Here is a 15006-nt window from a genome sequence, read left to right as displayed (position 1 = left end):
AGCGGCAAAGAAATCAGAGTTTGGGCAGACAGGCCCGGACCAGGCCGGAGAAGGTCTCCCGGGCGGCCTCGGCGGCGTCCAGCACCTCCTGCTCGGACAGGGGCTGATCCAGAATGCCTGCGGCCATGTTGGACAGCAGGGTCAGGCCAAGCACCTCCATGCCGCAGTGGGCGGCCACGATGACCTCCGGTGCGGTGGACATGCCCACGGCGTCGCCCCCCAGGATGCGGGCGGCCCGGATCTCGGCGGGGGTCTCGTACTGGGGGCCGTAACAGTAGAAGTAGACGCCCTCCCGCAGGGTCAGCCCCAGGTCCCGGGCGGCCTCACGGGCCAGCTGCTGCAGCCGGGGGCTGTACAGGTGGGAGGCATCGGGGAAGCGGGGGCCAAACTGGGGCAGATTCTCTCCCCGCAGGGGGGAGGGGGAGAACATCTTGATCTGGTCGGTGATGAGCATCAGCTCCCCGGCGTGCCAGTCCTGGCGGACGCAGCCGGCGGCGTTGGTGACCACCAGGGTGTCGCAGCCCAGCAGGCGCAGCACCCGCACGGCGTAGGACACCTCCTCGTAGGAGTAGCCCTCGTAGTGGTGCATCCGGCCCTGCATCACGGCCACGGCCTGGCCGTCCAGCATGCCGCACACCAGGCGGCCCTTGTGGCCGGGGGCGGTGGACGCCTTGAAGTGGGGGATGTGGTGATAGTCGATGGCGATGGGGTTTTCCACCTGGTCGCCCAAAAAGCCCAGGCCGGAGCCCAGCACCATGGCCACCTTGGGAACAAAGCCGTTCAGGCGGGCCCGGATGGCCTGGGCGCTCTCCTCGTACTGCTGCATGGTATAGGTCATAGGGGGATTCTCCCTTCTGCTAAGTTAAGTGGCATTATTCTACACCAAAGCCGGGGCAAATGCAACAAAAGCAGAGCAGCAAGGGGACGGTTCCTGCGATTTTGAGATCACAGGAACCGTCCCCTTGAGGGTTAAGATGATTTTGCGCTTACTCCTCAATATTCAGGGCGGCGACCACTTTGGCGCAGCGGGGGCACAGGGCGGGGTGCTTGGCATCGGAGCCCACCAGGGGGTGGTGCTTCCAGCAGCGCTGGCACTTTTCGCCCTGGGCGGGGGCGACGGCCACGCTCAGCTCGCTGCCCGCGGTCAGGTCGGCCTGAGAGACGATGAACAGGTCGGCCAGCTCGTCGGCGTTCATCTCGGCCAGGAAGGCGTCCTCGGCGGGGACGGTGACGGAGACCTGGGCCTCCAGGCTCTTGCCGATCTTCTTCTCAGCGCGGGCGCTCTCCAGGGCGGCGTTCACGGCGGTGCGAACGGAGATGATCTTGTCCCACTTGGCCATGGTGTCCTCGTCCAGAGCATAGCCGGCGAAGGGCTGGTTCATCTGGTTGAGCACCACGTTCCGGCCGTCGTCGCCCTCCTTGTGGGGCATGGCCTGCCAGATCTCGTCGCAGGTGAAGGCCAGGATGGGGGCAAACAGCTTGGTGATGGTGTCCAGGATCAGCCACAGGGCGGTCTGGGCGGAGCGGCGGGAGAGCCCGTCGGTCTCGTCGCAGTACAGGCGGTCCTTGATGATGTCCAGATAGAAGCTGGACAGCTCCACCACGCAGAAGTCGTTGATGGCGTGGGAGACCACATGGAACTCGTAGTTGTCATAGGCGGCGAAGCACTGGCTCGTCAGCTGGTTGAGCTTGGTGACGGCCCAGCGGTCCAGCTCCAGCATATCCTGGGGGGCCACCAGCTGGTCAGGGTCGAAGCCGGCCAGGTTGCCCAGGCAATAGCGGGCGGTGTTGCGGAACTTCAGATAGTTCTGGCTGAGCTGCTTGAAGATGGCATCGGAGCAGCGCACGTCCACATGGTAGTCGGCGGAACCGGCCCACAGGCGCAGCAGGTCGGCACCGTACTTTTTGAAGATGTCGGCGGGGTCCACGCCGTTGCCCAGGGACTTGTGCATGGCACGGCCCTCGCCGTCCACGGTCCAGCCGTGGGTGACGCACTCCTGGAAGGGCGCGCCCTGGCCGAAGGCACCCACGGCGGTGAGCAGGCTGGACTGGAACCAGCCGCGGTACTGGTCCAGGCCCTCCAGATACATGGTGGCGGGCCAGAAGCCCTGGTCCTTCTTCATGGAGGCGAAGTGGGTGGAGCCGGAGTCGAACCAGCCGTCCAGGGTGTCCTCCTCCTTGGTAAAGCCGGCGGCCTTGCCGCAGTGGGGGCAGGGGAAGCCCTGGGGCAGGATGTCAGCGGCCTCCATCTCGTACCAGGCGTTGGAGCCCTTCTCGCCGAACAGCTTGCTGACGGCGGCGATGGTCTCGTCGGTGCAGATGGGCTTGCCGCAGTCGGCGCAGTAGAACACGGGGATGGGCAGGCCCCACCGGCGCTGACGGGAGATACACCAGTCGGCACGCTCCCGGATCATGCTCTTCATCCGGTCGATGCCCCAGGCGGGGACCCAGCGCACATCGTCGCAGGCGGCGCAGGCCTCGTCCTTGAAGGAGTCCACGGAGCAGAACCACTGGGGGGTGGCCCGGAAGATGATGGGGTGTTTGCAGCGCCAGCAGTGGGGATAGCTGTGGACGATCTCCTCGCTGGCCAGCAGAGCGCCGGACTGCTTCATGTCCTCCAGGATGATGGGGTTGGACTCCTCCACCCGCAGACCGGCGTACTTGCCGGCGTAGTCGGTGTGGCGGCCCCGGTCATCCACGGGAACCACCATCTCCATGTTGTAGCGGCGGCAGGTCTGATAGTCATCCGCGCCGAAGCCGGGGGCGGTGTGGACGCAGCCGGTACCGGAGTCCATGGTGACATAGTCGGCCAGCACCAGGCGAGAGGTCTTGGGCAGGAAGGGGTGGTCGGCCAGCATGTTCTCGAAGAAGGCACCCTCGTGGGTCTCCACGATGGAGTAGTCGGCGATGCCGGCCACCTGCATCACCTTCTCCACCAGGGCCTCGGCCAGGATATACATCTCGCCGTTTTCATGGTTCTTCACAACGGCATAGCTCTCGCTGGGGTGGAGGGCGATGGCCAGGTTGCCGGGCAGGGTCCAGATGGTGGTGGTCCAGATGACGAAGTTCAGCTTGCTCTTGTCCAGGTGGCTCAGCTTGCCCTGGTCGTCGTGCATGGGGAACTTCACATACACGGTGGTACAGGGGTCGTCCTGATACTCGATCTCCGCCTCGGCCAGGGCGGTCTCGTCGTGATAGCACCAGTACACGGGCTTGAGACCCTTGTAGATATAGCCCTTGGCGTACATCTTGCCAAAGACCTTCACCTCCTCGGCCTCGAAGCCGGGGTCCATGGTCTTATAGGGGTGCTCCCAGTCGCCCAGAACGCCGATGCGCCGGAAGCCCTCCATCTGCACGTCGATATAGTGCTGGGCAAACTCGTGGCAGGCGGTGCGGAACTCGGGCACGGACATGGCCTTGCGGTTGAGCTTGTTCTGCTTGATGATGGCGCTTTCGATGGGCATGCCGTGGTTGTCCCAGCCGGGGATATAGGGGGTGTAGTAGCCCCGCATGGCATAGGAGCGGGTGATAAAGTCCTTGATGGACTTGTTCAGGGCGTGGCCCATGTGCAGGTTGCCGTTGGAGAAGGGGGGGCCGTCGTGCAGGGCGAAGCGGGGCTTGCCCTCGTTCTTCTTCAGCATCTCGTTGTACAGGTCCATATCGTTCCAGCGCTGGAGCATCCCGGGCTCCCGGTTGGGCAGACCGGCCCGCATGGGGAAGTCGGTCTTGGGCAGGTTGATGGTCTTGTTGTAATCCATGTCCGTTCTCCTTTTTATATCGTTAAGGTTATGATGCACAATTTTTAAGCCTTCGCCCCGCAGGGGAGAAGGTACCCCCGCAGGGGGCGGATGAGGGGGGACCACGGGGGTGCATACGCCGCCGACGGGCGGCCACAGGCCGCCCCTACAGGAGGGCCGGCGATATTTGCCGTAGGGGCGGCCTGTGGCCGCCCGCCCTCTCAGTCACGGCTTCGCCGTGCCAGCTCCCCCTTCGGGGGAGCCGAGCGTGTCAATAAACCCGTTTCTGTCATTCCGAGGAGCGAAGCGACGTGGGAATCCGTAACCACCGTCCCTTGGCCCCCTTGTCAAAGGGGGCTGGCATCGCGAAGCGATGACTGAGGGATTCCGTTTCTAGGATAGCTTTCCTGTGGTCGGAATCCTTCCGTCACGGGCTGCGCCCGTGCCACCTAGCCCTATCCCTTTTGTCCCTTCGGGACATTTCCCCTTGATAAGGGGAATCGGCCTTTCACAAGGGAGGCTGCTGGACTGGGGAACGGATTGCCGCGTCAGGGCTGCGCCCTTCCTCGCAATGACAGCGTATTTTACGCGCAATAAAAATTCCCCAACAAAAAACGCCCCTGTCTCCTACGATGTAAGAGACAAAGGCGTAACGTCCTCTGCGGTACCACTCTTCTTGCCGCCTGAATTTAGACGGCCACTCAAGGTCTGCCCGGTAACGGGGGCCGCCGGAGGGGCCTACTGAAAAAGGTTCAGCCCTCTGCTCCGAGGTGATGTTCGCCCCTTGGCTCCCGTCCGCCTTGCACCAAACGGCGGCTCTCTGCTCGGGAGCGGGAGGGGTTACTGTCCTCATCCGCGCATATGTCGGTATTTGCCCTATTATCTTATCTGTATCCCGGGGGAATGTCAAGGGAAAAGTGGGACTGCCGGAGAGAATATCTCCACAATCTTCAAGGAAATTTAATTCCTTTTTTCACAAAAGTGTGATATACTATGCTCCACTTAATATCGAAGCAGATCGAAGCAGATCACCGCCGGCAGTTTAAGCTCCGGCGCGGAAAGGCGGCAGACAAGATTGAAACAGACATTTGACACGCTGGTGGTGGGCGCAGGCTATGCCGGAGCGGTCACGGCCCGGGCGCTGGCGGAGAAGGGCCGCCGGGTGCTGGTGCTGGAGCGGCGGGATCACGTGGCGGGCAACGCCTATGACCGGCCCGACCAGGCGGGCATTCTGATCCACCAATATGGCCCCCACATCTTCCACACCAACGACAAGCGGGTGTTCGACTGGCTGTCCCGCTTTACCCAGTGGCGGGACTATCGCCACCGGGTCATCGCCAACATCCCCGACGACAGGGGCGGGCGGATGACCTATCCCGTGCCCTTTAACCTCACCTCCCTGGAAACGGCCTTCGGCATGGAGGAGGGCAAGCGCCTGGGGGACAAGCTCATCGCCGCCTATGGCCCGGAGAAAAAGGTGACCATTCTGGAGCTGCGGCAGAACGCCGACCCGGAGATCGCCGCCCTGGCCGACTATGTCTATGAGCACGTCTTCGTCCACTACACCATGAAGCAGTGGGGGCAGAAGCCGGAGGAGATCGACCCGGCCACCACCGCCCGGGTGCCCGTGTTCCTGTCAAGGGACGACCGGTATTTCCAGGACGCCTATCAGGGGATGCCCTTGGAGGGCTATACCCCCATGTTCCAGCGGATGCTTGCCCACCCCAACATCACCGTGGAGCTGGGCTGCGATGCCCTGGAGCGGCTGGACGTGTCCGGCGACACGCTGAGAGTGGACGGGGAGCCCTTTGCCGGCCCGGTGGTCTACACCGGTCAGGCAGACGAGCTGTTCCGCTTCCGCTTCGGTCCCCTGCCCTACCGCACCCTGAATTTCCAGTTTGAGACCCTGCCCCGGGACGATTTTCAGGGCTATGGCACGGTGAACTACACCGTGGACCGGGAGTATACCCGCATCACGGAGTTTAAGCACCTCACCGGCCAGGTGCTGCCCGGCAAGACCACCATTGTGAAGGAATACTCCAAGGCCTATGGCGGCATTCTGGGGGAGATCCCCTACTATGCCATCATCAACCCGGCCAACCGGGCCCTGTATGACCGGTACCGCGGCCTGGCCGAGCACTTTGGCAACCTGCACCTGCTGGGCCGCCTGGCGGAGTATCAGTATTACAACATGGATGCCATCGCCGCCCGGGCCCTGGACCTGGCGGAGCGGCTTTGAGCCAGCGGGCCGGAGGAGAGACCGGCCCTGAAAATTGCAAGATGCAAGGAGAGAACGACATGGATAAGCTGATCACCTTTGCCGTCCCCTGTTACAACTCGGCGGCCTACATGGAGCACTGCGTGGACACCCTGCTGCAGGGGGGCGACGACATTGAGATCATTCTGGTGGACGACGGCTCCACCAAAGACAAGACCCCGGCCATCTGCGACCGGTATCAGGAGCAGTACCCCGACATCGTCCGGGCCATCCACCAGGAGAACGGCGGCCATGGCGAGGGCGTGAACCAGGGCATCCGCAACGCCCGGGGCATTTACTATAAGGTAGTGGACTCTGACGACTGGGTGGATGTGCCCTCCCTGCACAAGGCCCTGGACAAGCTGCGCCAGTTCGTCCGGGACGACAGGCTGGTGGACATGATGGTGTGCAACTATGTCTATGAGCATGTGGAGGACAACACCCAGCGGGTGATGGACTATCGCAACGTGTTTCCCAGAAACAAGGTGTTCGGCTGGGAACAGATCGGGCGCTTCCGCCCCTCCCAGTATCTGCTGATGCACTCGGTCATCTATCGCACCCAGCTGCTGCGGGACTGCGATCTGGAGCTGCCCAAGCACACGTTCTATGTGGACAACATCTTTGTCTATCAGCCCCTGCCCCATGTGAAGAACATCTACTATCTGGATGTGGACCTGTACCGCTATTTCATCGGCCGGGCCGACCAGTCGGTGAACGAGAAGGTGATGGTCACCCGGGTGGACCAGCAGCTGCGGGTCACCTATTACATGATGAAGTCCCACGACCTGCGCAAGGTCTGTGCCGAGCACCACAAGCTGGGCCGGTATATGATGAGCTATCTGGCCATGATGATGGCCATCTCCTCCATCTTCCTGGTCATCGAGGACACCCCCGAGTCTCTGGGCAAGCGCACCCAGCTGTGGGAGTATCTGCGCACGGTGGACTCCGGGCTGTACCACAAGATGAAATACCGGGCCGTGTCCGCCTTCACCGCCTTCCCCGGCTATCAGGGCCGGAGGCTGTCGGTGGGGCTGTACCGCCTGGCGAGAAAGATATACAAGTTTAACTGAGCTGCATGTTTGCGGCGGCCGCTGTTTCGGGCGGCCGCCGCTTTTTTGCGCCCCTGTCAGGATTCTGCAAAAAACAGGACAGGCCTGGGGGTATACTGTGTGCCACAAAGGGAAGGAGCGTGGAGACATGGAGCGGTGGCACAGCATGACGGCGCGGCAGGTGATGGAGAAGCTGGACAGCGGACCGGAGGGGCTCTCTGACGGGGAGGCCGCCCGGCGGCTGGAGCGGGACGGGCCCAACCAGCTTTCCCCGCCCCGGCGTCCGCCCCTGCTGCTGCGGCTGCTGGGGCAGCTGCAGGACCCCATGATATTGGTGCTGCTGGCGGCGGCGGGGCTGTCTCTGGCGGCCAGCGGGGGCCGGGACTGGCTGGACGGGGCCATCATCCTCATCATCGTGGCGGTGAACGGGGTGCTGTCCGTCACCCAGGAGGACCACGCCCACCAGGCCCTGGAGCAGCTGCGGGACCTGTCCGCCCCCATGGCGTTGGTAATCAGAAGCGGGAAAGAGAAGCGTTTGCCCGCCGCGGCATTGGCGGTGGGGGATGTGATCCTGCTCCAGGCGGGGGACCAGGTCCCGGCGGATGCCCGATTGCTGGAGAGTACCCGTCTGCGGGCGGATGAGTCGGCCATGACAGGGGAGTCCGCCCCGGTGGAGAAATCCCCACGGGAGGGCCTGGACCCGGACACCCCCCTGGGGGACCGGGCCAATCTGCTCCTGTCCGGGACCATGGTCACGGCGGGCCATGGCCGGGCCATGGTGGTGGCGGTGGGCATGGACACCCAGGTGGGCCGCATCGCCGGGCTGCTGCTGGAGGAGGGAGAGAGCCAGACACCCCTTCAGAAGAAAATGGCCGAGATCTCCAAGACCCTGTCCTTCCTGTGCCTGGCGGTGTGCGGGGTGATGTTCGGCCTGGGGCTGCTCCAGGGAAAGGAGCTGCTGGGCATGTTCCTCACGGCGGTGAGCCTGGCCGTGGCCGCAATACCCGAGGGGCTGCCCGCCATCGTCACCATTGTGCTGGCCATGGGGGTGCAGCGCATGGCGGGGCGGGGGGCCATCGTCAAGCGCCTGCCCGCGGTGGAGACCCTGGGCTGTGCGTCGGTGATCTGCTCGGACAAGACGGGGACCCTGACCCAGAACCGCATGACGGTGAAGGAACTGTGGGTGCCCCAGGGGGGAGCGCGGCGGGAGGCCCTGACGGCAGGGGCGCTGTGCTCCGACGCCAGGCTCAGCTGGAGCGGCGGCACGCCCGCGGCGGAGGGGGACCCAACCGAGACCGCCCTGGTAGAGGCAGCCGCCCGGGAGGGGGTGGACCAGCGGCAGCTGGAGAGCCGCCGGCCCCGGGCCGGGGAGGCCCCCTTTGATTCAGAGCGAAAGCGGATGTCCGTCCTCTATCCCGGCCCGGGAGGCGGCTGGGTGCTGTATGTCAAAGGGGCCCCCGACGTGGTGCTGCCCCGGTGCAGTGCCGGGCCCACGGGACCCATGGGGGAGGCGGAGCGGCGGCGGGTGCTGGAGGTGAACGACAGCATGGCCGGCCGAGCCCTGCGGGTCATCGCCGTGGCCAGCCGGAGACTGGAGCGCTCCCCCGGGGAAAGTTTAGAGGGGGCGGAGGAGCAGCTGACCTTTTTAGGGCTGTTCGGCCTGATGGACCCGCCCCGGCCAGAGGCCCGGGCCGCCGTGGCCCGGTGTCATATGGCGGGGGTGCGCCCGGTGATGATCACCGGGGATCACAGGGCCACCGCCGCCGCCGTGGCCCGTGCTTTGGACCTGGGCCGCCCGGGGGACAAGATTTTGACGGGGGCGGAGCTGGAGGGGATGAGCAGGGAGGAGCTGGAGCGGGCGGTGGAGCATACCGCCGTCTTTGCCCGGGTGGCCCCGGAGCACAAGACCCGTATCGTCAAGGCCCTGCAGAAGCGGGGGCACGTCGTGGCCATGACGGGGGACGGGGTGAACGATGCCCCGGCCCTGAAAGCGGCGGACATCGGCTGTGCCATGGGCCGGGCGGGCACCGACGTGGCAAAGGGTGCGGCGGACATGATCCTCACCGACGACAACTTTGCCACCATCGTCTCTGCCATCGAGGAGGGACGGGGCATCTATTCCAACATCCGCAAGGCCATCCACTACCTCCTCTCCTGCAACATCGGAGAGATCTTTACCATTTTCATCGCCACCCTGCTGGACCTGGGGCAGATGCCCCTGGTCCCGGTGCAGCTGCTGTGGCTGAATCTGGTGACGGATTCATTGCCCGCCCTGGCCCTGGGGGTGGAGCCGGTGGAGGAGGGAGTGATGGAGCAGCGGCCAAGGGATGCCCGGGCGGAGCTGTTTGACCGGCGGTTCTCCCTGCGCCTGGCCTGGCAGGGGCTGATGGTGGGAGGGCTGACCCTGGCGGCCTATTTCTTAGGGCTCACCCGCCTGGGGCACCCGGGGCTGGAGGGTGCGGCGGCCAACACCATGGCCTTTGCCACCCTGACCATGTGCCAGCTGTTCCACGCATTCAATGTCCGCAGCGAGGAGCAGTCCCTCTTCCGCATGGGCCCCCTGTCTAACCCCGCCATGGTCCGGGCCTTCGTCACCGGGATGCTGCTGCAGCTGGCCGTGCTTCTCCTGCCGCCCCTGCAGGGGGTGTTCTCTGTGCTGCCCATGGACGGGCGGCAGTGGCTGGCGGTGCTCCTTCTGGCCGCAGCGCCCATCCCCATCTGCGAGGGAGCGAAGTTAGTTAGGAGTTAGGAGGGATGAGTTAGGAGTTAGGAGTTAGGAGTTGGCCTTCCCCTGGGGGAAGGTGCCCCCGAAGGGGGCGGATGAGGGGAACGCCGAAGGGCTTTGAGCGGTTGCGTGGGAACGTATTTAGCCTTCCCCCTTCCGGGGGGAAGGTGGCCTGCAGGGCCGGATGAGGGGGACCCCCGTGGGTGCATCCGCCGAGGGCGGGCCGCTGTGGACAGCGGCCCCTACGGACGAGGTTCGTCATATTCCGTAGGGGCGGATGTCCCCATCTGCCCGGAAAGCTTTGTACGCCGACGGCGGGCGGCCAAAGGCCGCCCCTACGGCAAATATCGCCGGCCCTCTTGTAGGGGCGGCCTGTGGCCGCCCGCCCTCTCAGTCACGGCTTCGCCGTGCCAGCTCCCCCTGTGGGGGAGCCAAGGGACGGGGATGCGGATTCCCACGTCGCTTCGCTCCTCGGAATGACATAACTTGACAGCATCAGCACAACGACATACTTTTTGAGACTGTCAAAAAAGCCTGTCATTGCGAGGAGACCCAACGGGCCGACGTGGCAATCCGTAACCCCCGTCCCTTGGCCCCCTTGTGAAAGGGGGCTGTCAGCGAAGCTGACTGAGGGATTCCGCACCCCCGTGGTCCCCCTCATCCGTCATGGCTGCGCCATGCCACCTGCTCCCCTGCGGGGCGAAGGCTTTGGCCTGTATTTTCGGAGATGCTCAAATGTCGATGGCGTTCCCCTCATCCGTCATGGGCTTCGCCCATGCCACCTTCCCCCCCGGGGGAAGGCTTTTTTACAATGCATAATCCCCTCCCTTTTCCGGCAGACTTAGAGGGTGATGAAACTCCGATCTCATCACTCCTAACGCCTAACTGAAAAAGGGAGGGCTTTTTTATGTCCAAATCGCCAAAGCAGAGCCCGGACCGGCCCCATCCCCGGCGGGAGCCCCGCATCCCCCTGCCCCTGTGCCTGGAGAATTTGGGCCGGGTGTTTGACCGGTGCGCCGACTATCAGACCCGGACAGTCTGTCTGGCGGGGGCGGGGGAACGGACGCTGACAGTGTGCTACATCGACGGCATGGCCCGGACCGAGCGGCTCAACGACTATGTCCTCCGCCCCCTGGCCCAGGACGAGCGCCTGGCCCGGGTCCCTGAGGGGGAACTGTTGGAGCACCTGCGGCAGGGGGCCCTGTACGCCCAACAGGTACACCGGCGGACCACCCTGGACCAGGTGGCCACAGACCTGGTGGGGGGCTGCTGCGCCCTGTTCCTTCCGGGGGAGGGGGCGGCCCTCACCGTTCCGGTGTCCACGGAGGAAAAACGCTCGGTGGGGGAGCCGGAGAACGAGCCGTCCCTGAAGGGGGCCCGGGACTCCTTTGTGGAGAGCCTGCGCACCAATACCTCGCTGGTGCGCCGCCGCCTGCGGGCCCCGGAGCTGCGGGTGGAGGAGCACATCGTGGGCCGCCAGAGCCTGACCCCGGTGGATGTGGTATGGCTGGAGAACATCGCCGACCCGGACACCGTGCGCCGGGCAGGGGAACGGCTGGACGAGATGGATATAGACGGGGTGGAGTCCGCCGGGGACCTGGAGGAGTATCTGGTCCCCGCCGTATCCAGTCCGTTCCCGCTGATCTTATCCACCCAGCGGCCCGACCGCTTCTGCCGGGAGCTGCTGGACGGCCGGGTGGGCCTGCTGTGCGACGGCATCCCCCTGGGCTGGGTGGTTCCGGGGACGGCGGATCAGTTTTTCAAGACGGGGCAGGATCGGGCCTATCACTGGATGGCCGCCTCAGCGCTGCGGCTGATCCGCTATTTCTGCGCCGCCGTCACATTGCTGCTGCCGGGGCTGTATATCGCCATGGTGACCTATCACCCGGAGGCCATCCCAGGCAAGCTGGCCCTGTCCATCGTCGCCGCCAAGCAGGAGGTGCCCTTCTCCACCATCTTCGAGGTACTCATCATGCTTCTGGCATTTGAGATCATCCAGGAGGCGGGGCTGCGCCTGCCCGGGCCCATCGGCTCCACGGTGTCCATTCTGGGCGGACTGGTGGTGGGCAATGCGGCGGTGGATGCCCATATCGTCTCTCCGGCGGTGCTCATTGCGGTGGCCATCGCCGGGGTGGCGGGGTACACCATGCCCGCCCAGGACTTTGGCAACGCCCTGCGGCTGTGGCGCTTTGGGCTGACCGTGCTGTCCAGCCTGGGCGGACTGTTCGGCCTGGTGCTGGGCTGTGTGGCGCTCCTCTATCACCTGGCGGGGCTGGAGAGCTTTGGCGTGGCCTATCTGGCCCCCTTTACCGCCGGACCGGGGAGACACTTGGGCGGGCCCGACCTGATCCGTCCGCCCCTGCCCACCCTGAAATGGCGGGGCGGGGCAGAGCGCACCCGGAACCGGAGAAACCAGCGGTGAGGCGGGGGGTGAGCTTGGCCCTGGCCGCAGTCCTGCTGCTGGCTGTATGCGGTGCCCTCCCAAGGCCCCGCGAGATGGGGGACATGGCCCTGCTGCGGGTGATGGGGGTGGACCGGGGGGAGAGCGGTCCGGCCATGAGCGCCGCCACCGGCCCCCAGCCGCCGGAGCAGCCCGCCCGGCTGTGGCGGGGGGAGGGCAGTTCGCTCAGCGCCGCCGCTCAGGCCATCCAGAGCCGCAGCGACCGGTATGTGTTCTTTGGCTATGTGGATCAGCTGCTGCTGGGGGAGGGACAGAGCCGCCGGGGAGTGGAGGATATCTTCGCCTATGTGGCCCGGGATGCCCAGCTGAGTCTGGCAGCCCGGCTGTGGGTCGTCCGGGGGGACACTGCCCGGACGGCTCTGGAAGCCGGGGGCGACCGGGGGGTGGAGAGCCGCCTGGCCACCCTGGCCGCAGACGGGGAGAGGGGCTTATCGATTCGGCCCCGGCGGGTGGGGGAGATGTACACCCAGCTGCTGGAGCGGGGGTGCGCCTATGCTCCCGCCCTGACCGTGGGGGAGGCGGAGCTGACGGCGGCGGGCTATGCCGTCTTTGCCGGGGACAAGCTGGCGGGGTATTTAGAGGGAGAGAGCGCCAGGGGCCTTGCGCTGCTGCTGGGACACCCCCTGACGGAGGTGGTGGAGATCGCCCTGCCCGGTGGCCGGGCGGCGGCGCGGATCATCGGAGCCAAGACGGTCAGCCGGTTTGCCGGGTCGGAGGGACGGCTGAGGCTCACCTGCCGGGTGACGGCGGAGCTGGCGGAAGGAAACGGCCCCCTGTCCGAGACGGAGCGGGAGACGGTCTGCCGACGTCTGGAATCGCTGGCGGAACATGAGGTCACCTCGGCACTGGAACAGATGCGGGCCTGGAAAGCGGACTGCGCCGAGCTGGGCCCCCGGGCCGCCCTGTCCGACCCGGGACTGTGGAGCAGCTTAGAGTCGGACTGGCCGGAGGTGTTCTCCCGACTGGAACCGGAGGTGACGGTGCGGGCGGACCTGCCCGGGGGCTGATGGAAATGTGAGGAGGGAGCGGAAATGAAGAAAGGTGCGCTGTCCCGAACGCAGCTGGCCGTCCTGGTGTGGGCGGGGGTGCTGGCCCCGGCGGCGGAGCTGCTGCCGGGTGCGGTCCTCTCCGCGGGCCGGGGGGCGTGGCTGGCTCCCTTGGCGGCCCTCCCGCTGGTCCTGCTGTCCGTGTGCCTGCTCACCCGTCTGGCGGGGGATAAGGGCCTGGCCCGGGGAATTTTAGACGGTCTGGGGCCGCGGTTTGGCTGGGGAGTGCTCTTTCTATATTTGGTGTGGGCACTGGCCCTGCTGGCCCTGCGGCTGCGGCTGTGCGCCGGGCGGATGCTGTCCTCCGGCTATCGGGATGGGGCGATGCCCTATTTCCTGCTGGCGGCGGCGGGAATGGTGTTCTGGCTGGCCGGGGGCAGTCTGGCCGCCTTTGCCCGGGCAGGACAGCTATTTTTCTTGGTACTGGCGGTGACGGGGGGAGCCATCCTCCTGCTGTCCCTGCCCCAGGTGCGGGCCGTCCGGCTGTTGCCCCTGTGGACGGGAGACGTTGTGCCCGTGCTTCAAAGCGGCTTCGCGGCGGCAGGGGTGCTGGGTTGGGGGAGCTGCTGGGCGTTTCTCACAGAGGAGATGCCATCGGATGGAAAGGGCAGCTGTCGCCGGACGGCCCTGGGCTGTGTGATCCTTGCCCTGACCCAGGGGGTGATCCTGGGCAGCCTGGGCCCCGCCCTGGCCGGGCGGCTGGACAGCCCATTTCTGGCTCTGGCCAAGAGCGTGGGGGTGGAGGGGGCTTTTCAGCGGGTGGAGAGCGTGGTAGCCGCCCTGTGGGTGATAGCGGACGTGACCATGGCGTGCCTGTTGACCTTTGCCCTGCGGGCCATGCTGGCGGCCGCCGCGCCGCAACGGCAGGAAAAATGGACAGGGCGAACGGCAGTGGTACTAGCCACGGGGATAGCGCTGTTCTTGCCCGGACGGCAGATGGAGAGATTGGAGCATTTGGCCCTGTGGGCGAACCTTTGGTCTGGACTGGTCATGCCCATTTTGCTGGGGACATGGATAAAAGTGCACAAGAGTGGGTAGAATACAGAGGGAAAACAAAGGCGTGGAGCGGGAGAATCAACGGGAGATTGGGGCGGTTCTGGAGAAACGTAAAAAAAGAGGAAAAAACCTGTAAAAAAACAGTTGACAAACGGGACTGGTTCTGATAATATAAGCAAGCGCTTTGAGCAAGGGACCTGTTCCCAAGCAAAAGCCCGTTTGGAAACCGAATACAGTAGCTGAAGCGAGAACAAAACAGCTTGAAAAGCTTGAAAAAGTTCTTGACAAGGCAAACTGAGTATGGTATCCTAAATAAGTCGCTTGCGAGAGCGACGGTGATAAAACTTCAAGGACCTGGCGGATGAGAGGACTTGAGAAGAGGTTGAAAAACTTCTGAAAAAAGTTCTTGACAAAAGGAAAACGAAGTGATATCATTAAAAACCGCTGCAGGACGCAGCGTGTACCTTGTAAATTAAACAACGTGACAAACACGAAGCACCAAAAGGTGATGGTTGTTTTTAAAGAGCTTTGAAAAGAGCTTGTAAGGAACAACGTCAATTTATTTTCTTTGAAGCAAGGAACGCTTCAATAAGATCGATTTGATTGGCTTCTTTGAGGTCATTTAAATACCATTTTATTGAGAGTTTGATCCTGGCTCAGGATGAACGCTGGCGGCGTGCTTAACACATGCAAGTCGAACGGAACTCCTGTGTTTGAGGTTTCGGCCAAGAAGAC

8 protein-coding genes, 1 rRNA gene and 1 other annotated feature are annotated in these 15006 nt (G+C 64.4%); of the genes, 7 read left to right on the top strand and 2 right to left on the bottom strand.

The genetic code is table 11. The annotated features are described in order from the left end of the window. Nucleotides 1-13: 13 nt before the first annotated feature. Nucleotides 14-838 carry a purine-nucleoside phosphorylase gene (locus tag H8S55_RS07960; RefSeq protein WP_147563594.1) on the bottom strand — a complete coding sequence of 275 codons (825 nt, stop codon included), beginning with the start codon at nucleotides 836-838 and terminating at the stop codon, nucleotides 14-16. Nucleotides 839-986: 148 nt separating this feature from the next. Further along, the gene (gene ileS / locus H8S55_RS07955; protein ID WP_186878546.1) at nucleotides 987-3758 is read right to left on the bottom strand and encodes an isoleucine--tRNA ligase; all 2772 of its coding nucleotides are present in this window, start codon (nucleotides 3756-3758) and stop codon (nucleotides 987-989) included. 613 nt (nucleotides 3759-4371) lie between these two features. Further along, nucleotides 4372-4602 (bottom strand) — a binding site (T-box leader). A 210-nt stretch (nucleotides 4603-4812) separates the two neighbouring features. Between ileS and glf the strand changes: the two genes are divergently transcribed. The 7 genes from glf to H8S55_RS07920 all read left to right on the top strand — a co-directional run. After that, complete coding sequence (gene glf, locus H8S55_RS07950) at nucleotides 4813-5976, top strand: UDP-galactopyranose mutase (RefSeq protein WP_186878545.1); 1164 nt, start codon at nucleotides 4813-4815, stop codon at nucleotides 5974-5976. A 59-nt stretch (nucleotides 5977-6035) separates the two neighbouring features. Continuing rightward, entirely contained in the window at nucleotides 6036-7064 is a 1029-nt protein-coding gene (locus tag H8S55_RS07945; RefSeq protein WP_186878544.1) for a glycosyltransferase, read from the top strand. 127 nt (nucleotides 7065-7191) lie between these two features. After that, a complete protein-coding gene (locus tag H8S55_RS07940) occupies nucleotides 7192-9792 on the top strand; it encodes a cation-translocating P-type ATPase (RefSeq protein WP_186878543.1) in 2601 nt (866 codons plus the stop codon). A gap of 883 nt (nucleotides 9793-10675) precedes the next feature. Further along, nucleotides 10676-12190: a spore germination protein gene (locus tag H8S55_RS07935; protein WP_147563822.1), complete on the top strand. Its 1515-nt coding sequence runs from the start codon at nucleotides 10676-10678 to the stop codon at nucleotides 12188-12190. Then, a complete protein-coding gene (locus H8S55_RS14495) occupies nucleotides 12187-13236 on the top strand; it encodes a Ger(x)C family spore germination protein (protein WP_207721809.1) in 1050 nt (349 codons plus the stop codon). Before H8S55_RS07935 ends, H8S55_RS14495 begins: the two co-directional genes overlap by 4 nt. A 24-nt stretch (nucleotides 13237-13260) precedes the next feature. Beyond that, nucleotides 13261-14313 carry a GerAB/ArcD/ProY family transporter gene (locus H8S55_RS07925; protein ID WP_186878541.1) on the top strand — a complete coding sequence of 351 codons (1053 nt, stop codon included), beginning with the start codon at nucleotides 13261-13263 and terminating at the stop codon, nucleotides 14311-14313. Between the two features lie 591 nt (nucleotides 14314-14904). Continuing rightward, a 16S ribosomal RNA gene (locus H8S55_RS07920) occupies nucleotides 14905-15006 on the top strand; the annotation flags it as partial.

Source organism: Flintibacter faecis, assembly GCF_014287875.1.
GTDB classification, from domain to species: Bacteria; Bacillota; Clostridia; order Oscillospirales; family Oscillospiraceae; genus Lawsonibacter; species Lawsonibacter faecis_A.
Note: the sequence above shows the minus strand (reverse complement) of the source record. Positions and strands in the feature narration are given on the sequence as shown.